General features: G+C 55.6%; 23 protein-coding genes and 1 pseudogene. 13 read left to right on the top strand and 11 right to left on the bottom strand.

Annotated elements, in window-relative coordinates:
• The first annotated feature begins 129 nt into the window (after positions 1-129).
• On the top strand, positions 130-1038 hold the full coding sequence (locus tag ACX3YF_RS31345) for a DUF4352 domain-containing protein (protein ID WP_458974894.1): 909 nt from the start codon (positions 130-132) through the stop codon (positions 1036-1038).
• A gap of 723 nt (positions 1039-1761) precedes the next feature.
• Here the strand turns inward: ACX3YF_RS31345 and ACX3YF_RS31340 are convergent.
• Positions 1762-2055, bottom strand: coding sequence for an addiction module antidote protein (locus ACX3YF_RS31340; protein ID WP_032901693.1), 294 nt, complete (start codon positions 2053-2055; stop codon positions 1762-1764).
• A complete protein-coding gene (locus ACX3YF_RS31335) occupies positions 2052-2354 on the bottom strand; it encodes a type II toxin-antitoxin system RelE/ParE family toxin (protein WP_032901694.1) in 303 nt (100 codons plus the stop codon). The genes ACX3YF_RS31340 and ACX3YF_RS31335 overlap by 4 nt, the downstream gene beginning before the upstream one ends.
• Positions 2355-2533: 179 nt before the next feature.
• On the opposite strand from ACX3YF_RS31335, the gene ACX3YF_RS31330 reads away from it, so the two are divergent.
• From ACX3YF_RS31330 to ACX3YF_RS31300, 7 genes are all read left to right on the top strand, one after another.
• Entirely contained in the window at positions 2534-3367 is an 834-nt protein-coding gene (locus ACX3YF_RS31330) for a DUF932 domain-containing protein (RefSeq protein WP_458974893.1), read from the top strand.
• Positions 3368-3421: 54 nt separating this feature from the next.
• A complete protein-coding gene (locus tag ACX3YF_RS31325) occupies positions 3422-3880 on the top strand; it encodes a hypothetical protein (RefSeq protein WP_122388806.1) in 459 nt (152 codons plus the stop codon).
• A gap of 53 nt (positions 3881-3933) precedes the next feature.
• A complete protein-coding gene (locus ACX3YF_RS31320; protein ID WP_070414885.1) occupies positions 3934-4251 on the top strand; it encodes a TrfB-related DNA-binding protein in 318 nt (105 codons plus the stop codon).
• Positions 4248-4457, top strand: a complete 210-nt coding sequence (locus ACX3YF_RS31315; protein ID WP_458974892.1) for a hypothetical protein — start codon at positions 4248-4250, stop codon at positions 4455-4457. Before ACX3YF_RS31320 ends, ACX3YF_RS31315 begins: the two co-directional genes overlap by 4 nt.
• A gap of 94 nt (positions 4458-4551) precedes the next feature.
• Positions 4552-4680 carry a hypothetical protein gene (locus tag ACX3YF_RS31310; RefSeq protein ID WP_458974891.1) on the top strand — a complete coding sequence of 43 codons (129 nt, stop codon included), beginning with the start codon at positions 4552-4554 and terminating at the stop codon, positions 4678-4680.
• 275 nt (positions 4681-4955) lie between these two features.
• Positions 4956-5147 carry a hypothetical protein gene (locus tag ACX3YF_RS31305; RefSeq protein ID WP_147468136.1) on the top strand — a complete coding sequence of 64 codons (192 nt, stop codon included), beginning with the start codon at positions 4956-4958 and terminating at the stop codon, positions 5145-5147.
• Positions 5148-5209: 62 nt separating this feature from the next.
• The gene (locus ACX3YF_RS31300; protein ID WP_032901700.1) at positions 5210-5431 is read left to right on the top strand and encodes a hypothetical protein; all 222 of its coding nucleotides are present in this window, start codon (positions 5210-5212) and stop codon (positions 5429-5431) included.
• A gap of 150 nt (positions 5432-5581) precedes the next feature.
• On the opposite strand, the gene ACX3YF_RS31295 is transcribed toward ACX3YF_RS31300, so the two are convergent.
• Positions 5582-6298 carry an SOS response-associated peptidase family protein gene (locus ACX3YF_RS31295; RefSeq protein WP_458974890.1) on the bottom strand — a complete coding sequence of 239 codons (717 nt, stop codon included), beginning with the start codon at positions 6296-6298 and terminating at the stop codon, positions 5582-5584.
• Between the two features lie 96 nt (positions 6299-6394).
• On the opposite strand from ACX3YF_RS31295, the gene ACX3YF_RS31290 reads away from it, so the two are divergent.
• Both ACX3YF_RS31290 and umuC read left to right on the top strand, forming a co-directional pair.
• On the top strand, positions 6395-6823 hold the full coding sequence (locus tag ACX3YF_RS31290) for a LexA family protein (RefSeq protein WP_458974889.1): 429 nt from the start codon (positions 6395-6397) through the stop codon (positions 6821-6823).
• On the top strand, positions 6813-8090 hold the full coding sequence (gene umuC, locus ACX3YF_RS31285) for a translesion error-prone DNA polymerase V subunit UmuC (protein ID WP_458974888.1): 1278 nt from the start codon (positions 6813-6815) through the stop codon (positions 8088-8090). Before ACX3YF_RS31290 ends, umuC begins: the two co-directional genes overlap by 11 nt.
• Before the next feature lie 595 nt (positions 8091-8685).
• On the opposite strand, the gene ACX3YF_RS31280 is transcribed toward umuC, so the two are convergent.
• From ACX3YF_RS31280 to ACX3YF_RS31265, 4 genes are all read right to left on the bottom strand, one after another.
• Positions 8686-9480 (bottom strand): SprT-like domain-containing protein, encoded by a 795-nt coding sequence (locus ACX3YF_RS31280; protein WP_458974887.1) that lies wholly within the window; start codon positions 9478-9480, stop codon positions 8686-8688.
• Between the two features lie 133 nt (positions 9481-9613).
• The gene (locus tag ACX3YF_RS31275; RefSeq protein WP_440463025.1) at positions 9614-10003 is read right to left on the bottom strand and encodes a hypothetical protein; all 390 of its coding nucleotides are present in this window, start codon (positions 10001-10003) and stop codon (positions 9614-9616) included.
• 5 nt (positions 10004-10008) lie between these two features.
• Complete coding sequence (gene stbB / locus ACX3YF_RS31270; protein WP_440463024.1) at positions 10009-10731, bottom strand: StbB family protein; 723 nt, start codon at positions 10729-10731, stop codon at positions 10009-10011.
• The gene (locus tag ACX3YF_RS31265; protein ID WP_440463023.1) at positions 10728-11177 is read right to left on the bottom strand and encodes a hypothetical protein; all 450 of its coding nucleotides are present in this window, start codon (positions 11175-11177) and stop codon (positions 10728-10730) included. The genes stbB and ACX3YF_RS31265 overlap by 4 nt, the downstream gene beginning before the upstream one ends.
• A 428-nt stretch (positions 11178-11605) precedes the next feature.
• Here ACX3YF_RS31265 and ACX3YF_RS31260 point away from each other — a divergent pair, with 428 nt between their 5' ends.
• From ACX3YF_RS31260 to mobF, 3 genes are read left to right on the top strand one after another with little or no spacing between them, the layout of a single operon-like run.
• Positions 11606-11992: a hypothetical protein gene (locus ACX3YF_RS31260; protein WP_095030940.1), complete on the top strand. Its 387-nt coding sequence runs from the start codon at positions 11606-11608 to the stop codon at positions 11990-11992.
• Positions 11992-13545, top strand: coding sequence for a type IV secretion system DNA-binding domain-containing protein (locus ACX3YF_RS31255; protein ID WP_177029828.1), 1554 nt, complete (start codon positions 11992-11994; stop codon positions 13543-13545). Before ACX3YF_RS31260 ends, ACX3YF_RS31255 begins: the two co-directional genes overlap by 1 nt.
• Before the next feature lie 10 nt (positions 13546-13555).
• Positions 13556-16525: a MobF family relaxase gene (mobF, locus tag ACX3YF_RS31250; RefSeq protein ID WP_177029827.1), complete on the top strand. Its 2970-nt coding sequence runs from the start codon at positions 13556-13558 to the stop codon at positions 16523-16525.
• A 192-nt stretch (positions 16526-16717) separates the two neighbouring features.
• Here mobF and ACX3YF_RS31245 read toward each other — a convergent pair.
• The 4 genes and pseudogenes from ACX3YF_RS31245 to ACX3YF_RS31230 form a co-directional block, all read right to left on the bottom strand.
• A pseudogene (locus ACX3YF_RS31245) lies at positions 16718-16897 on the bottom strand (carbonic anhydrase); the annotation flags it as partial.
• Positions 16898-17022: 125 nt separating this feature from the next.
• On the bottom strand, positions 17023-17343 hold the full coding sequence (locus tag ACX3YF_RS31240) for a hypothetical protein (protein ID WP_077749930.1): 321 nt from the start codon (positions 17341-17343) through the stop codon (positions 17023-17025).
• Positions 17344-17600: 257 nt separating this feature from the next.
• Positions 17601-17975, bottom strand: coding sequence for a chemotaxis response regulator CheY (locus ACX3YF_RS31235; protein ID WP_440463021.1), 375 nt, complete (start codon positions 17973-17975; stop codon positions 17601-17603).
• A gap of 65 nt (positions 17976-18040) precedes the next feature.
• Positions 18041-18886 carry a MinD/ParA family protein gene (locus ACX3YF_RS31230; protein WP_440463020.1) on the bottom strand — a complete coding sequence of 282 codons (846 nt, stop codon included), beginning with the start codon at positions 18884-18886 and terminating at the stop codon, positions 18041-18043.
• Positions 18887-19280: the final 394 nt, after the last annotated feature.

The following is a 19280-nucleotide window of genomic DNA, read 5'->3' as shown; positions in this document are numbered from 1 at the left end:
ACTTTTTCAACAGAATCGGCCAGAAGCAGTCATTCGAGCGTGTCTATAAAATGCGGGACGACTCAGTTGATAGCCGCATGCCATACGAATAGGCTTCGCCCATCACACCACTTGCACAAAGGATTTGAAATGCACCGCAGCCGCCTTGCCTTGGCCCTGATGACCTGTCTCGCAATACCCGGCTTCGCCTCTGCCGCAACTGCCAAAAAGGGCACAACGAAGACTGAACTGCCTGATTGTTCAGCCGTAACGTTCGATGGGTCCAATCTCACAAAGGAAGAGAACGACTACTTTTTCTCTAACCAGAAGGACATTTCGACAGCACAGATTCTGCGCTTCGCGCTTGGTAGCGATGCGATTTTGGCCGACTTCTACGCACGCCGGAAAGGCACAGACTTCAATGCCGATGTTCTTAAAATCAAGGATCTAGCTAAGCAGAAAGGGCTTGCATTGCAGATGACCCATGACCTTACCGTGGCTGAAAATGCGTTCATTGAGCAGAACAAGAACCATAAGCGGACCAAGGACACCGCCGATACTCTCTTCTGCCGTATAGACGCCATTGGCGACACCGCGACGAACAGCTACAACACCTATGCCACAAGCTACCTCAAAGGGCTTAAAGCGAAGCAGGAAGCCATGCATGGTCAAGTAGGCTACTTCGATGTGACGGTTAATGACTGCACCATCAGCAAATCCATCGACACCGGCAACCGCTACTCCGCCGTGAAGCCAGATCCTGATGCGCGATTCCTCACCGTGAACGCGACCTTCAAGAACACTGACAACGAAGGTCGGCTACCACTCGAAGGCAGCTTGTTCATCAGCAAGGATGACAAAGATTTCAAATTCGATACGACTGAAACCATCATGAGCGATGGCTACGGAATCCGTTTGCGGTCGCTGAACCCTCTCATCAAGCTCAACACGAAGATCGTCTACAAGGTGCCTAACGAACTGTCTGGCGAGGTTTATTGGAAGCCCGGTAGGAATGCCGAGGATAAGAAGCTCTGGTGTACCTACCTCCCGTCAGCCTGATTCGTGCCATAGCCAGCCATCTGTTGGTTACGGATTTATGTTTACAATTTGGCAGACTGCTGCTGGACGTGAGGGGCTGCTACGGGTCGTTCTCTGCCGATCATGGTTAGGAAGCGTGCTGGTCAAATCCAATGCAAACGCCTGGTCAAGTGGAGTGCAATTTCGCACAACAACGCGGATTGAACTGATCGTGCGTGCCCCTTCGGGGGCGGCTTTCGTGAATCAAGCCCTGGCGATGAAGCTGCCAGGTCTTGCCCCTTCGGGCTTCAATCCTCACGCCTTCGCCCATTCCGGGCTGCGCGCTCCGCTTACCTCCGGCCTTCGTCCTGCGCGCCGTCCTGCAGGACGACTTGCCCGACCTTCCACGTTCACCAGGTGGCTCATCATCATCGTTCGGTAGCGGATCGCCCCAATGGCCTATCCGCCGCCTGGCCTTGCCTGCAACGGGCTTTCGCGGCATATCCTCGGCCCGGTGAAGCTGGGCCTGCGGTATTCCACGGTCCCATTGCACGCGGCCAGGCTCTGGATAGTCCGGGCTTACCGCGACCGACCGACGCTGACGAGCAGACCACCAGCGGCAGCGCGTTCCAGATCGAGGGGGTTTGCTGCGCCCGCTTCGCGGACGGCTGAAAAGCGTTTGTTTACCGCTCTAACACTCGGCCTCGGAGCAGCCCGCGAGAGCGGCGGCGTCAAGCAAATCGCCGCTTTTCTCGCACGCGAGAATCAAGGGTGTGCGTGTTGCCGGGTTGTCAGATCGAGGCCGACAGCGCGCATGACGGCGAGCATGGTTTTTAGGGTTGGATTGCCCTTGTCACTGAACGAGCGGTAAAGCTGCTCACGGGATAACCCGGATTCTTTGGCCAGCTCTGTCATGCCTTTAGCTCGGGCAACAACGCCTAGCGCTTTGGCAATGTAGCCAGCGTCGCCGGTTTCAAAAGCATCGCTCATAAAAATGGCAATGCTTTCAGGATCGGTCAGCGCTGCCGCTGGATCATATTCATAGATTGGCTCTTTCATTCGTCCTCACTCCACTGACTGGCAAGCATCTTGGCGGTTTCTATATCGCGTGCCTGGCTGCTTTTGTCGCCGCCGCACAACAACAGCACAAGCTCATTGCCGCGTTGCTGAAAATAGACCCGGTAGCCGGGGCCGTAGTGAATACGCAACTCGCTAACGCCCTGACCGACCGGCTCAACGTCACCCAAAAGGCCGTTGGCTACCCGGAAGACCCGCGCCGCAATGATCGCCTTTGCGCGGTGATCTTTGAGCTTGCGTTCCCACGTCATGAACGTGGCGGTTTGTTTGATCGTTTTCATAGGCTGATTGTAGTTTATAAATCACGGCAAGGCAAGCACTTTATGTACAATAACATTTTACAAATAGTTGACGTTATGCGCTGCATTTGAGATACTTACCACGTCGAAGCAACACCGCCTCGATAGCCCGGAACCAGCGGCGGCAACCGCTCCGGGAATTCTGCGAAGGAGATTCAAAAATGCGTCTATCCAGTAACTTCCGTAACCCTTGCATGATCCGCAGCGATGTAGCCTTGAGCAATGAACAGATTGCCAGCGTTGCACCTTCGATCTTTGCCGAAGAAGCGCACGACAGCCGCTCCGATCGTTACCTGTACATCCCAACGATCAAGGTGCTCGACGCACTGCGCGCCGAAGGCTTCCAGCCATTCATGGCGTGCCAAACCCGCGTTCGTAACACCGACAAGCGCGAACACACTAAACACATGCTGCGCCTGCGCCATGCCAACACCATCATGGACAAGGAAGCGAACGAAATCATTCTGCTGAACAGCCATGACGGAACCAGCAGCTACCAGATGATGGCGGGTATGTTCCGGTTTGTTTGCGCCAATGGCCTGGTAATCGGCGATTGCTCGATTGATCAGAAAGTACGGCACAGCGGTCGCGGTGACGTAATCAGCGACGTGATCGAGGGAGCCTATGAAGTGCTCAATCAGTTCGACGCCGTGAACGATCAGCGCGAGTGCATGAAGCAAATCAAGCTGCGCCCGGACGAGCAAGAAGCCTTCGCCATGGCCGCGCTGGCCTACCGCTACGACCCGAAAGAGGGACCGGCGCCGGTGACGTCCAGCCAGTTGCTCAGCCCGCGCCGTGTCCAGGACTACGACAACGACTTGTGGACTACTTTCAACCGCATTCAAGAAAACTCGATCAAGGGGGGCTTGCGAGGCCGTAACAAGCAAGGGCGCCGGGCGACTACCCGCGCCGTTGGTGGCATTGACCAGGACGTGAAACTGAATCGCGCCCTGTGGGTTCTGGCCCAGGCCCTGCGCACTCAGCAGGCCGCTTAATCACCCAACCGGGCGCCTAGTGCGCCCGGTTCTTGTGCGGTAGGAGATACAGCCATGTCCAAAGTTTTCTATGTACCCGGCCAAACTTCGATAATCGACTATGCCCGCGAGATCGGCCCGAATATGTGGGCAACCCGCTGCAGAATGCTGATGCTGCCCGAGCTGCGTGTCTGCCACCCCGGCGCAGTGCTGGGCGATGAAGAGGCGTTCTTGCTGGCCCAGGAAGCCGCGTTAGGTACGCAGCCCCAAGAAATCACCGAGGCGCGCTATGACTACGCGCTGACCCGTCTCCCGGTGTTGGACCTCGCCGCTGACGGCAAAACTTACTCGTTCAAGCTGGAAAAATACGAGGCTGGAAATCTGACGCGCATCTACGCGCTCTGTCATGGCCGCTACTGGACGTTCCTAGGACTGGCCACCCTCACGCATCAGATGATTATCCAGCGCGTCACCATGAGCGCTACGGGAACCCTGTTCGCTGATCGACAGGCTCACGGTTCACCACCACACTAAAACGCTAAAAGCGCCTGGCAGATCTGCGGGCGCTTCACCTACGGAGAAAACGAATGCAGCCAAAGTACACAGCCGCCCAATGGGAACAGGTTTCCCCGGCCTTTCGCGGTTTGGCTGTCGGCACTGTTGAGATGGCCAAGGCGGTATTGGTTGACGGTGTGCGACCTTCGGATCTGGCGCGACAATCTGACGTGTCCCGCCAGCTTGTCTATGCCGCCGTGCAACGGGTTCGCAAGATCCTGGAGGAACACCAGGCGCAAGAGTTGGTGCCGGTGATGGTTTGGCTCCCGCCTGAGCTGGCCGAGCAGGTTCGGCAAATGGCAGCGCCTTATGACCAGCCAGCAGGCAAGGGGAAGGCCAGCACGAAATGAGCAAGAGTAAGGACGAGATCCGCGTCGAGCTGGAGCGCATGACGCAGGTTTACCAGGGCGAAAGCACTTTGTACGCGGCACAGCCGTTACCTTCGCGTATGCCGTGGAAAAAACGCCCATCGCTTCTGGATCGTGCATTCAGTGACGAACTGGAAAAAATTAAACGTGATCAACCAAAGGAACCCCACCATGCCGCTGATGATTGATGCTGAACCGCTGCTGTCTTACTTGGCTGCCGTCGATGAAGCCAACGCGCCTCGGTATGTCTAGGCGAAGGCTTATCGCGAGCTGCCGCAACCGGTGACCCAAGCGCAAACCGACCAGTTCCAGGCGGACTACCAGAAGGCCAGCACTGAATGGGCGAACGCATGCGGTGTTCTGGTGCACTGGCTGGGCGTGGAAGTCGAGCGCGCCAAAGCCGGAGGATAGGGCGAGGCGTTACGAATAACGGGGCATTTGTTATATACCATCCCTCATCTAAGCCCACTTCGGTGGGCTTTTTTGCACCGCTGGGGAGTGGCGCTATCAAGTCGAAAGGGCAATTTCTCGCAGGCGAGAACGCACATTTTAAGTAAATTATAATTTTACATATAGTTTACATGATGGGCGAGTTTTGAGATACTAACCCCGTCGAAGCAATACCGCTTCGACACCCGGATCCAGCGGCGGCAACCGCTCCGGGAAGTCTGAGAAGGAGCAACAACATGGCTACTCGCGTATTTGGACCTAGTGTAGAACCTGGCGGCATGGACCACGACGAAGACTTTGCCGCCCTGCGCGCCGAGATCGAGGCAGAGCAAGAAGCCGAAGATCGTGAATTCGCATTGGCCTATTTGGATTGGCTCACCATGAGCGACTTCCGCGCCTTCACCGCTGGCATCCGCCAGGCGGCATGATCCCAAACCCACCGCCCCGGCAACCGACCTGGTTGCCGGACCACCAGTTAGGGAAGGCCGCGATGAGCAACCAATACACCGTAACCTGGACGGTGGACGTCGAAGTAATGGGCGACCACAAAGACGCTGCACAGGCCGTAGCTGACCTTTATTTTCAAGAGCGGATCGCCGCAGGGGAACACGGTAGCGCCTGCTCGTTTACCGTGGCCGGTTCGGATAACTTTCCGGTGGAAATCGACCTTGCAGATAGCTTGTCGGATCTCGAAGGCGACGACACACAATAATCACCTGGTGCGGTGGCCACCGCGCCAGGGATACCCCGCGCTACGTTGAAATCTGACGAATCCGCGGGGCTCTACACCCCCACTTTTTAAGAGAATCTGCGCTCTAACTGGGGAGCCCACAGAATTCGGAAAAAATCGTACGCTAAGGGTTTACAGGTCGGGCGCTTGGTTCTGTGCTGGATCGAGCGGTTCAATCAGCCTCGACCCTTGGTTCTTCACATTTCCGACCCCTCGACCCACCGGGAACCACTCAAAATCCTCAGTCGGGCGGCAACACGCCTTGGCGATCTGTTCGGCGCGGGCCGCTGTCAGGTCCGGTTGAATCCATTCACGGGCGTACTCCGGGGCTAGCACCAACGGCCGTCGATCATGGATATCCACCATGCCGGAATCACTGGCGGCGGTAATGATCACAAAGCCGTTGCCGTCCTGGTGTTCAGTTCCAGGATGAACCTGGGCGAGCGCGGCAAAAAACATTGGTGACTGACGTTTCAGTCTAATGAAGTAGGGTTGCTTAAGCTTGGGCGCGGCGGGGTCTTGCACCCACTCGTACCAGCCTTCAGCCGGAACCAGAGCACGCCCTTGCGGCCAGAGCTGCTTAAAAAACTTGCTAGTGGCTACTGTCTCGACCCGTGCATTTATGGGATCAGGCCTTTTACCCTTGGCCCAAAAGGGGGACCAGCCCCATTTCACTGAGTCGATGTGCAGGCCGCCACTCGCGCAGCGCAGAATCTGCACGCGAGTAGACGGCGCGATGTTGTACCGATCTATTGGGACCGTATCTAAGCCACTGAATAGCTCGCCTTGCGGGGCCAATTCCTCGATAAAAACGGTCATCCCCTCAAATTGCACGAAACGCCCACACATGCTGTCACCTGTCGAAAATTCCCCTACAAAAGATTGACCGCAAGCGCGGCGCTTAGTTAACTGTATATCCGTACAGCTTAGCAAAAGGCACGCATCATGAGCGTCACCATTCTCGGCCCGCTGGCAGAGGCGGGAATTCAACTACCCCTTTACTCGCACAAAGTCCCGGCAGGCTTTCCTTCCCCGGCAGCCGATCATATCGAGCAAAAAATCTCCCTCGACGAACTGCTGAACATTCGGGCACCGCATATGTATCTGGTGCGCATCAGTGGGCGCAGCATGGAAGGTGCCGGAATATTCGAGGGCGATTTGGCCGTGGTGGACAGGTCTATAGAGGCGAAGCACGGGCACATCGTCATCGCCTGCGTGAACAATGAACCAACCTGCAAACGCCTGTGCCTGAAAGGCTCACGGGTGATTTTAATATCCGAGAACAGCGACTACCCGGCACGGCACATTCTGGAAGGTGAAGAGTATTCAACCTGGGGCGTCGTGACTTTTAGCGTGCGCAGCCATGGCCACTAAGCCTGACCCGGTATTCGCGTTGATCGACGCGAATTCTTTTTATGCCAGCTGTGAGAGAGTGTTTCGACCTGACTTGGCCAAGGTGCCTATTGTGGTGTTGAGCAACAACGATGGTTGTGTGATCGCCCGCAGTTATGACGCCAAACCGTTCGTGAAAATGGGTGCCCCATATTTTCAGATCAAGAATGACCTGCGGCGGCATGGAATCCAGGCCTTTTCGAGCAATTATGCGTTGTACGGCGACATCAGCGAACGAGTCATGACATTAATAGAATCTATGGTTCCGGCTACTGAGATTTACTCAATTGATGAATGTTTTGCCGATCTGACTGGGTTACCGGGCGACCTCGATGCGCTGGGCCGAAGGATACGGGCGGCTGTTTACCGCTGCACGGGCATTCCGGTTGGAGTCGGCATCGCCAAAACTAAAACGCTGGCCAAGCTCGCCAATCACACGGCCAAAAGGCTACAGGCGGAAACAGGAGGGGTGGTCAACATCTGTGAACCCTTCCAGCGGGACTGGGTGTTGCGCAATACCGACGTGGCTGAAGTGTGGGGAATCGGTCGTAATATGAAGATTCATCTGGAGGGGATGAATATCAAGTCGGCAATGGACCTGGCTAAAGCCGATCCGTGGATGCTGCGCAAGAAATTCAGCGTGGTGATCGAAAAGACTGCCCGCGAACTGGGCGGCACGCCGTGCCTGGAACTGGATGAACCGGACCCACCCAAGCAGGAAATTTGCTGTAGCCGCGCCTTTGGCAAGCGATTAAAGGAATTGCCACCGATCAAAGAAGCGGTGGCCACGTACATGATGCGGGCCTCTGAAAAGCTTCGTGCCCAACACTCCCTATGCAAGAAAATCCGGGTCAGCATCCGCACAGGGATGTTTAGTCCCGAGGAAGCCAAGTATGCCAACGGGGTGCTGGTTGATCTGCCTTACCCAACTGATGATGTTCGTCTGCTGACCAAGGCGGCTATAGGGGCGCTCGACCAGATATTCCGGGTCGGTTTCAACTACAGCAAGGCCGAGGTGCTATTACTCAATCTGTGCCAGCGCGGTGAATTTACAGACGATCTGTTTTCCACGTCCCAGCCACAAACCGCTGAAAGAGTGATGGGGGTACTGGATGAAATTAACGGACGCTGGGGCAGAGGGACGTTGCGTACTGCGAGCGTGCCGTTCCAGCCCGATTGGGGGATGCGCCGGGAGATGATGAGTCAGAGCTATACCACACGGGTTGATCAGCTTTGGCGTGTGTCGTAACGAACCTGGGGGTGTACGCCGGAACCCCCAACCTAGGGTTTGGGGAGCAACGGAACAGAAAGTGCACTTTGTTGGAAACGACGCCAAGTAGATGCTCGTAGCGAGCAACCCGCGACACGCGCTGATACCCAACCCCGCCGCTGTGCGTGTTCGGCTTCGCCGAAACGGCTCTCGTAAACCAAGCCCCGGCCAAAAGCGCGCCGGGTCTTGGCCCTTCGGGCTTCGATCCTCACGCCTTCGCCCGTCCCGGGCTGCGCGCTCCGCTTGCACCAGGTCAACGTCCCCCACTCGGTTTATATCGTACGATACAGGGAAAAATCCGATAGCCCGGGCCAGCCCGGGCAATGCAACAGCCCGCGTCCTGGATCTGCGCACGACTCAGGAAATCACCCTGCAGTTATCCACCGTCCGGGCAAGAAGCCTCCCGGCCCGTGGATAACTGCATCGCTCGCTCTGGCCTCTGACGGGCCCCGCTCGCTGGGCGATTTTTGTGTGCGCTGGCCGTTGCATCGGAATGCCTTCGGCGACCAAGGGGGGGCCCCCCTTGGATCCGCAAGTTGGAATGGTTCGGGCTTCGCCCGCGATCTGCGCGGGCCTATTCGCCGCTCTCAGCCGTCACCTCTGGCGGGACTTCGACCAGCTCTTTCGAGTCCACAAACGGGACTGCGCACTCAATACATTGAATGCGACCGCTAAGCCCCGGTTTGCCCCATAGATTCAGGTGGCAACTCGGACAGGTGTACTTGCGCTTGTTCTTCGGGTCTTCCTTGCCAGGATCTGGCTGCAGCAAACCCGCCGAAGTCAGCGCCGATATGTCTATCGTTGGGTCTTCTGCCGGGCCTGGCACCGGCTCGCCACCAGGCCCGTAGAGCAGCACTCCCGACATAGGAACCCGCTTGGTTACTACGTCGATCCACGACAACATGCGGCCCTGGTCGATCAATTCCTTGCAGGAAAGATCGAACGGCCCGCCCTCGATGATGTAGTGCGTCATCTGTTGGCCATGACGTTTCCCGCCAGGCTCACCAGTGTCGGACGGCATCAGCCCGATGGACTGCATTTTGTTCGCCCATTCCGCGTTGTGATAACCGGAGCGCGAGCGTCTGCCGAAATGGGCCTGCCACTGGTGGACTTGTTCATGTGCCAACGTCGAAAGCGTCTGCTCAACGCGACGGTGCGCGAAATAGGCAGGGTTCAGCGCAATCTCATCGCTCTTTCCGTCGCCATTCCGGCGAAGAAAGCGCGACTCAGAGTAGTACCCGAACGTGTTGCTTTTGCGCTGCAACGTGAACAGGCAGCCAGGGAGCTGGCCATCAAACAGCACCTCATTGAAGTACGCATAGGCGCCTTCGATTTCTTCGTACAGTTCCTGACTGGCAGTTGCGGTCATGTGTCCTCCTTTTCTCGCACGCGAGAAATCCCCCCTGGCCTGATCGCCTACGGGGGGAGGGTTGTGGCAATACGGAAAGGTTATCCTGTATCGTACGATACAGGATAACCCCCAAAAAAGGGGGCGCACCCCCTCACATTGTTGCCAGTCGATACCCGATGAATGCACCCACGGCACCGGCGACAATCGCTGATACCAACGCCGTAAGCGTGAACGCCAAGAACCAACGGCGCAGCCCTCCGGCTGCGAGGATCAGCGGCGCCGAACTGCGGTTCAGCTCGTTACCGATCCTGGCGGCGGCCTCACGGCCAGCCTGCAGCAACGCGACCTGCTGGGTTTCCATCATTGACTCGAAGTTCAACCGCGTCTGCAGCAACGCCTTGGCCGCGCCGTCCTTGATCGCCTGGTCCAGTTTCGCCCCCAGTTCGCCGTCCACTTCTTCGAGACGGCGCACCAGGGCGTCAATGTCTTCCATCATCTGAACCGCCAACGCTTCGCGGGCGGTTGTCGGATCCTTGGCCATCGCCGTTACTTCCCTTTCCCGAACAGCGCCGCGTACACGTCATCGAGGTTCTTCCAGGCCGACTTAGCCAGGCGCTGAACCGAGATCATCCGTATAGCGTGTTCCTTGTCTTGTTCGGTCTTCGCGTCTTTCAACTGTTCGCGGTATGGCGTGGTGTCTTGCACGACCTCGGAAATGTTTTTCTTGAGCGCACGCAGCCGCTCGAACACCTCGTTGGAATAGATCACCGCGTCAGGGTTGAGGGTGAATTTATTCTCCAGCTTGTGAAAGCCGTACACCGCCGAGAAGGTTTGCGGCAGGTCGTCTGCATCGTCGATCTGCACCTTGTTGAACACGACCAAGATTCGCTTGGCTGGTACGCCAAGCGCGGAAAGCGTCTTGATTGTGTTGATCGTGTCGGCCTGCTGTTTCTTCTCGCTGACTGTGGGCACCAGGAAGTAATCGAACTCTTCTTGCGAGCCAGCGAACTGCCCCATGTACTTGAAGAAATCTTCGACGTTCGACGCCCCCACGTCGACCACCGCTTTGCTTTCTACCATCAGCCATTCTTGCAGCTCGCCGAACTGGCGACCCTTCATGCGCTCGATCTCGGCGGCAGTATCAGAAGCCCCTGCGTTGATCGTCTCAATGGCGAAGCGCGGCGCGTCCATCCGTGGCGACAACAACTGATCGGATACAGTCGTCTTGCCGGTGTTACCGCTGAAATTCACTACGGCGATTTTGCTCATGTGCGTCTCCTTCTGCTTGGGCTCGCACTTTCGTAGCGCGCCAGTTCTGAGGCGTTCACATCATCCCCAGGGTTCATGATTTTGTTCAATTCGGTCGGCGCCATTGGTGCCGGTGGTTCCTCACTTTCCGGCTTTGTATCGTACGATACAGAAACCGGTATTTTGGCTGGTGCCTCTGGCACTGCCGCCGCTGACTGCAAACTCGGCTGGCTTGCCGGTGCTTCGACCGTTCCGGCCTTGACCGACTTGCGATACCGATACAGGTAACTTTTCAGCGTCTCCATGGTGATCTCGATCCCCTGCGCCTTGAGCACATCCAGGATCGCTTGCCGTCTCACTCCGGCCTTCAATTGCTGCTCGATAATCGGCATCACCTGGCGTATTTGTGCCGCCTTGGTTTCCGGTTCAACCGCCTGCAATGCAGTCGCTAGGTCTAGCTTTGCCATATTGCACCCTATATGCACCCTTGTTGCTCTCTGTGTGCATCCTACTCACCCCCTATACATAGTCAAGCTAAACCCTTCTGCAGTCATTTTGAAGCCTTACAGCACCCATATTGCACCCTATATGTACCCTACCCTACGGTCTTCGACCTAAATGATGGATACGCCCTTAACAAGAGCATAATTTTTGATCCTTAACAGGATCAAAATCTTAATACACATTACGCACCTCCCTAGCGGGAGGTCAGCCCAGCATATACAGTGCTTCAAGTGGGTTTTGCCTGAATGCACATGTGATACACATGTATTACAGATATACCGTGTTGGCCATATTTTACTAGTGTTTTTTGTATTACATTTGTTATACATGAACTCGAAGACCTGGACCCCCCCATTTCAAGGGGGGATTTTGACCGCCATGAGGGGGCAATGTGGGGAAGACCGTACCGATACGTTTGAACGATGAGCAGCTGGCCAGGGTCGAGGAATCGGCTGCTTTGGCAGGCTACAAACACCTGTCCACCTACATGCGTGATCGTCTGCTTGAGCCGTCCAAAGTGGACAGCCACCAGGGCGGAATCGACCAGTGGGCAGACCAACAACGAATCATGAGTTTGCTCGAATCACTCGACCAGGCGCAGGCCACTAACCGAACCATTCTGGCCATCGTGGTCTACCTGCTGCGACAGAACAGCACGCAAGGAAAGCTCAACGAGCTGCGCGCCGAACTGTCCGCATTGGGGAGCAACGAGGAAGCATTAGCCGCTCTGTTGCCCGAGTTGGCTAAGGACATTGAACGTCTATCAGGAGAGGACTAGTGCACAAACAAGAAGTCGATAGCGCAACATTGACGGCGGGGATTGCTCTGCCAATCGCCGGTTGGGTCGGCGGCGCCTACCTGGCGCAGATGCCGTTTACACCATTCCCCGGCGCCTTCCGCGAGACATTGCACCAGACACTACAGAACCCAATCATGGCCGGATGCACGGTGGCCACCTCCGTGGTGGCCGGTGCCCTGGTCTACTACCTCAATGAGTATTGCGACGATGGGTTCCGTGGCGAACGGTTCATTGAGCATTTGCGCGGTTCTCGCATGCGAAATTGGCACTACGTGGACAGCAAAGTCCGTAGACGTAACGCCCAAACCAACCGTGAACGCCGCAAAAGTGGGCTGGAAAACATCGAACCGATCATGGTCGGCAAAGTGCCGATGCCACTGCACCTTGAAGATCGAAACACCATGATTTGTGCGTCCATCGGTGCCGGTAAGTCCGTCACCATGGAAAGCATGATGGTCTCGGCGTTGAAGCGTAACGACAAGATGGCCGTTGTCGATCCCAACGGCACCTTTTACTCAAAGTTCAGTTTCAAAGGCGATGTGATTCTCAACCCCTTCGATGCTCGGTCAGCAGGTTGGACGGTGTTCAACGAGATCAAGGGTGTTCACGACTTCGACCGTATGGCGAAATCCATCATCCCGCCGCAGGTGGATCCAGGTGATGAACAGTGGTGCGCGTATGCCCGTGACGTACTGGCCGACACCATGCGTAAGCTCAAGGAAACCAACAACCCGAACCAGGACACGCTGGTAAACCTGCTGGTTCGGGAGGATGGGGACACCATTCGGGCGTTCTTGGCCAACACCGACTCCGAGGGCTATTTCCGCGACAACGCTGAAAAGGCGATTGCCAGTATTCAGTTCATGATGAACAAGTACATTCGCCCGCTGCGCTTCATGACCAAGGGTAGTTTCTCGATCCATAAGTGGGTGACAGACCCGAATGCGGGCAATCTGTTTATCACCTGGCGGGAGGACATGCGCTCGACCATGCAGCCATTGGTGGCCATGTGGATTGACACGATCTGCGCGACCATCCTCAGCTATGAGCCCATGACCGGGAAACGTCTCTGGATGTTCCTGGACGAGCTGCAGTCGCTGGGCAAACTCGAATCGTTCGTGCCAGCAGCCACCAAAGGCCGGAAACACGGCCTTCGTATGGTTGCCAGTCTGCAGGACTGGTCGCAGTTGATCACCAGCTATGGCCAACACGATGCAGAAACGGTGCTGTCTTGCTTCCGTAATTACGTGATTCTTGCCGCATCCAACGCACAAACCTCGGACAAGGCCAGCGAGATCCTTGGCCAGCAGGAAGTCAGGCGTATGCGTGTCTCTTTCAGCAACGGCCGCAGCAACCGCTCGCCAGAGATCAAGAAAGAGCCCGTGGTCATGGACTCCGAAATCTCAAACTTGAAAGACCTTGAGGCTTATCTGAAATTCGGTGAGGACTTCCCTATCACCAAAATCAAGCTGCCCTATGTGAATCACAAAGAGAGAGCGCAGGGAATAGTCGTTGCCGGTCAGGCGGCGTAACGGAGGTTGCATGCTCAACGTCACGCCGATTCGAGGAAACAACCAGTACGCTGCAGCACGCTATTTTTCTGCTGCAGACGATTACTACGCCAAGGAAACACCGGGCGAGTGGCAAGGCGAAGGCGCCGAACGGCTCGGCCTGGTCGGCCCCGTCGATCAGCTGCAACTGGCCAAACTGCTTGATGGCAAGTTGCCGAACGGCGAGCGGATCCACACCACGTTCAATGCCGAAACCAACAAGCGGCGCATGGGCTTGGACATGACATTCTCGGCGCCGAAATCGGTGTCGATGCAAGCACTAGTCGCCGGCGACAAAAATGTCACCCTGGCTCACGACCGGGCGGTGGCCAAGGCCATGCACCACGTCGAAAAACTCGCCCAGGCACGGCGCAAGGAGCAGGGCAAGTTCCTGCGCGAACGCACCGGGAACATGGTCATCGGCAAGTTTCGCCACGAAATGAGTCGCGGCAAGGATCCCCAGCTGCACACCCATGCGGTAATCATGAACATGACGCAGCGCGCCGATGGTAAATGGCGTGCCTTGTTCAACGACGATATTTTCAAGGTTCAGCATGAAGTTGACGCCATGTACAAAGGCCAGTTGGCCTTGGAGCTGCGTGAGCTTGGCTACGAGATTCGCGTACTGGATGGCAAAGGTAACTTCGAGCTGAATCACATCTCCCGGGAACAGATCGAAGCTTTCTCCAGCCGCAGCAAAGTCATTGAGGAAGCGCTGGCCAAGGACGGGAAAACCCGGGCCGACGCGACCACCCTTGAAAAACAAGTCATCTCCATGGCGACCAGACCGCACAAGGACGAACGCGACCGGGATCTGGTGAAACAGTATTGGGTGACGAAAAGTCGCGCGCTGGGAATCGAATATGGCCCACACAGTCGGCTGGATGGCCGCGAATATGGTGAATCTGGCCCAGCGTCAGGCGCAGGCGCTCCATCTGATCCCAACCTACCCGCAGGGCTGACACCGGCCCAAGCCGTTGTGCAGTACGCAATCAATCACCTGACCGAGCGCGAGCAGGTCGTTACCGAACAGGATCTAATGACCGTGGCGCTTCGGCGTGCCGTTGGATTGGCCGATCCCGATCAGGTAAGGGGTGAAATAGACCGCCTGGTAAAACAAGGCACGCTCATAGAGTCGGCACCGGCCTACGCAATGGCGCAGCCCACGGAGAACGCGCCTGTTTTGTCGCCTGCAGGTTGGCAATCTCACCTGCAGGAGTTGAAAGGCTGGACGGACAAGCAGGCAAAACAGTACGTGGCCACCGCCATCAAGCGGGGTTCATTGGTGCCAACCGAAAAGCGCTACACCACGCAGAAGGGCTTGAAACGCGAGAAAGCCATTCTTGCCATTGAGCGCACTGGCCGGGGCCAGGTTACTCCGCTCATGTCTCAGGAACAGGTCGCTAAAGCACTCGAAGGGTCAACCCTCACCGCTGGCCAGCGGCAAGCCGTCGAGGCCATCGTCAGCACGCCAAATCGGTTTGTGGGTATTCAAGGTGATGCGGGGACGGGCAAAACCTACTCTGTCGAACGGGCCGTGCAATTGCTCACATCCGTCAACGAGGCAATGAGCTACGGCAAAACAGAGGATCAACCCGGCTACCGGATCCTCGCGTTAGCTCCGTATGGCAACCAGGTTGCCGCACTCAAAAATGAGGGGATGGACGCTCATACCCTGGCCAGCTTTTTCAACACCAAAGACAAGACCCTGGACGAGAGGACAATCATTGTTCTCGACGAGGCCGGTGTCGTCGGCGCTCGCCAGATGGAACAGCTCATGCGCCTGGTGGAAAAGTCCGGTGCCCGTCTTGTCCAGCTGGGCGACACCAAACAGACCGAGGCCATCGAGGCGGGTAAACCATTCGCCCAGCTCCAGCAGAACGGCATGCAAACCGCCCGGATCAAGGAAATCCAGCGACAGAAAGACCCCGAACTGAAAATTGCCGTCGAGCACGCTGCCGATGGCAATACCCCCATGTCCCTGCAGCACATCAAGCACATTGAGGAACTGCGCAATCCTACCGATCGACACCAGGCGATTGTGAACGACTACATGCAGCTCACTGACCAGGAGCGCAAAGAGGTGTTGATCGTTGCCGGTACGAACAAAGACCGGAAAGAGATCAACACATTGGCGCGCAAGGCCTTGGGACTTGAGGGCCAAGGGACAAAGTTCGACACGCTGAACCGCGTTGACATGACCCAGGCAGAGCGCCGCTATGCCCCGACCTACCAGCAAGGGATGGTGATTCAGCCGGATAAAGACTACAAAAAGGCGGGCTTGGTCCGTGGCGAAATCTACACCGTCAAGCAGGCGCTGCCGGGGAACATTCTTGTAGTGACCGGCGCCGATGGCGAGAGTCGCCAGATCAACCCTCGCCAGGTTACAAAGCTCAGCGTCTACAAGATGGAACGCCCGGAACTGTCCATTGGCGACCTGGTACGCATTACCCGCAACACCCCATCACTCGACCTCACCAACGGCGACCGGATGCGTGTGGTAAGCACAGCCAACGGCATGATCGAGCTGGCGTCGACCAAAGAGCGCGACGGAAAGCCGGAGCGCGTGGTGAAGTTGCCAGCGAACAAACCGCTGCACCTGGAACACGCTTACTCCGCGACGGTTCACAGTGCGCAAGGCCTGACCAATGATCGCGTGATGATCTCCGTCAACACCAAGAGCCGTACCACTTCGCTCAATCTGTTCTACGTGGCCATCAGTCGGGCACGGTTGGAGGCGAGGATCTACACCGACGCTATCGCCGGTTTGCCGGGGGCCATTGCCAAGCGCTACGACAAATCTACGGCACTGGCTCTGCAGAAAGAGCGTGACGCGCAACGTCTGCAGAAAGCACACGCCCCGAAAGCCCTTGTGGACGGGCCAAAAACCGAACGTGCACTCGAACGCGAAAAACGTTCACGGCCCAACAACCCAAGCGACGGCAGGGAACGCACGATGTAGAGCACAAAAAAAGCCACAAGGGGCTTTTTATCGCGTGCGAGAAATCAGACTTAGAAGGGATGCCTACAGAATTCGGAAAAAATCGTATGCTAAGGTTTTCCGACCTGCCGTAGTGGCCTGAATTTCCCCTCTTCCAGCTTGCGGCTTTGCCGCCAGACGTAATCGCCGGTCAGGTTGATGTGCTCCCAGGGCGATGCGCGAGTTGGCGCAGGTGATGAACATGGCGCGAGGTGCCTGTTCGTGGGCGAGCGTCTTGAACAGGGCTGCCTGCTGAGGATAGACCTCGTCGCGAAACCGCTGGAAGCCCTCGACTATGTTCCGCAGGGCCTCTTCGGCACTTTCACCTCCTTGATTGTCATGCTCGTTGCTCATGTTGCCAACCTAGGTCGTCGTAGGGATTTCGCCTGTGCCGATCATTATCCACTGATTGCCGGCGCTTTCATTCCTAGAGGACTGTCGTGACAGCCCGCCGAGTCACACCTCAGAGCAAGGCGGGGTCATACCCTTTCAAGAGATAAAGACGGGTCGTGCTTGCGCTGCGTCAACGAGTCCTCTAGTAGCTGCATCGCTTCGGCCAGCGCTGCGTGTTGGCAGCGCAATTCTGCTAGAAATGATCTGTTTGGCTTCAAATCGGGAAAGTAACGCGCCAGGTCAGGCCGGTATGATTCCATCATGCACTTTACGGCCAAATGAAGGTCTTCCTTAGTCACACCAGACGCGACCGCCAATGTCCCTTGGATCTCGGCCGACGATGCCGTTTCCATCCAGAACAGCAGGTCCAGGTAATTGTTCAGCTCTCGTTCTTTGCGTTCGTCCATGCTGCTAATCCTCAAATGTCCATTTCGTCTGGCGTGTTGACATCGTCTATCGAGCGGCACTGTTCCGCTTTGCACAACAATCCGGAACCCGTCGGTATGATTGAGGCAGCAGCTATGTAGCGTTCGCAGCTGAATACCATTTCCGGCATTCTCGATTTACCTCAATTAAGGATGCCTTGTAGTTTAATTATTTGGCCTAAAATCTTGTTGACTAATAGATTAAATAATCTATTAGTTAATTAACTAAGCGGAACACCTTAATTATTAACGCGCTCGAAAATTTTTTCAATTTTCCCTTTTAATACTTGCGCAGTAAAGGGCTTGATTACGTAACCGTTCACTCCCGCTTGGGCGGCTTTGATGATCTGTTCACGTTTAGCTTCGGCGGTCACCATTAAAACCGGAAGGTGCTTGATACGATCGTCAGCACGCACATAACTCAAAAGATCGATACCGGACATACCCGGCATATTCCAGTCAGTGATTAGAAAATCGAAGCTTCCGTTTTGCAGCATCGGTAGCGCAGACGTTCCGTCATCTGCTTCAAGCGTGTTAGTGAATCCAAGATCACGCAACAGGTTTTTTATGATCCGTCGCATCGTTGAAAAGTCATCAACAATGAGGATTTTCATGTTTTTATTCAACTCAACCTCTAAATAATATTAGCTATGCTCATCAATTAAACGCAATTTTCAACTTAAATAACAAAGCGCGCACTGTCTCGCCGCATTGGCGAGGTTAACAATCGCTCTCCAAAAAACTCCAAGTGCCCGCGCGGGCTCACGGGTAATGGCCAAGCATCTATTTTTTTCGCGATAGACTTGAATGCCAGGGAACACTGAGAACGAGGAAAAGCATCGTATACAGCACGCTGTTTTCTCACAGCCTTGCGCATGCATTCATCATAAGGCACGGCACCAACATATTGTAAGCTCACGTCAAGAAAAAGATTCGTAACACGGGCCAACCTAGCAAAAAGATCGGGCCCTTCTTGGGGACTTTGTGTCATGTTGACGAGTATGCGGAAACGATTCATGCCGTAAGAATGGCTGAGCATTTTAATCAGCGCATAGGTGTTGGCAAGTGAAGTTGGCTCGTCACACACGACCATCAATACTTCGCGGGATGCACGAATACAACTGATAACCGAGTCACCTATACCGGAGGCCGTGTCGATGACCAGCACGTCGAGCTTCTCGTCGACATCGCTAAAGGCTTGAATGATTCCGGCGTGCTGAGCTGGCATTAAATGACTCATCCTTTGGCAGCCCGAAGCTGCCGGAACGATGCTGATTCCGCGAGGCCCTCGCAGAAGCACATCCCGCAGTTCGCACTGCCCCTTGATCACGTGGGCAAGGTTTTTTTGGGGGACTAATCCGAGTAAAACATCTACATTTGCCAGACCGAGATCAGCATCAAGCAGCATGACCTGTCGGCCACGCTCAGCCAATGCCAGAGCCAGGTTTACTGCTACATTGGTCTTACCGACGCCACCTTTTCCACCTGTCACAGCAATGACCTGCACGGGATGCATGCGGCTCATTTCTCTTATCTCCTAGCACTTCGGTGGTGGCCGCCTTCTGTTTTCGACATTTAATACAAGGCGGCTATTCTGATCTGATCGTGGTGAAGGCACTATTTTATCGTTTTGCTTGGGCGAACCAGAGTCGCACTAAAAACATTAACCATCTGCAGCTTTACTTATTTGGAGCCCTTAAAACCTTCACGTCTGGCTAGACAAGGCAAAAAACGTACCAATCTTCAGCTAGCTACGCAAAAGCAATGCGGGCCTTCAAAACAATCCATTCTATCTGCACTACGGTGTTTCCAGCGGCGGAATTTTGACTTATAAGGCGATTTTGCGTGCCATAATTTAAGCGAATAACGTCCAATGAAGGCAGCCACTTGATCAGAAACGAATTGTAAAACCTCGTCGA

It is taken from the genome of Pseudomonas fluorescens group sp. PF-69 (genome assembly GCF_054481235.1).
The sequence above is the reverse complement of the archived record's forward strand: the minus strand, read 5'-3'. Positions and strand labels throughout refer to the sequence as shown.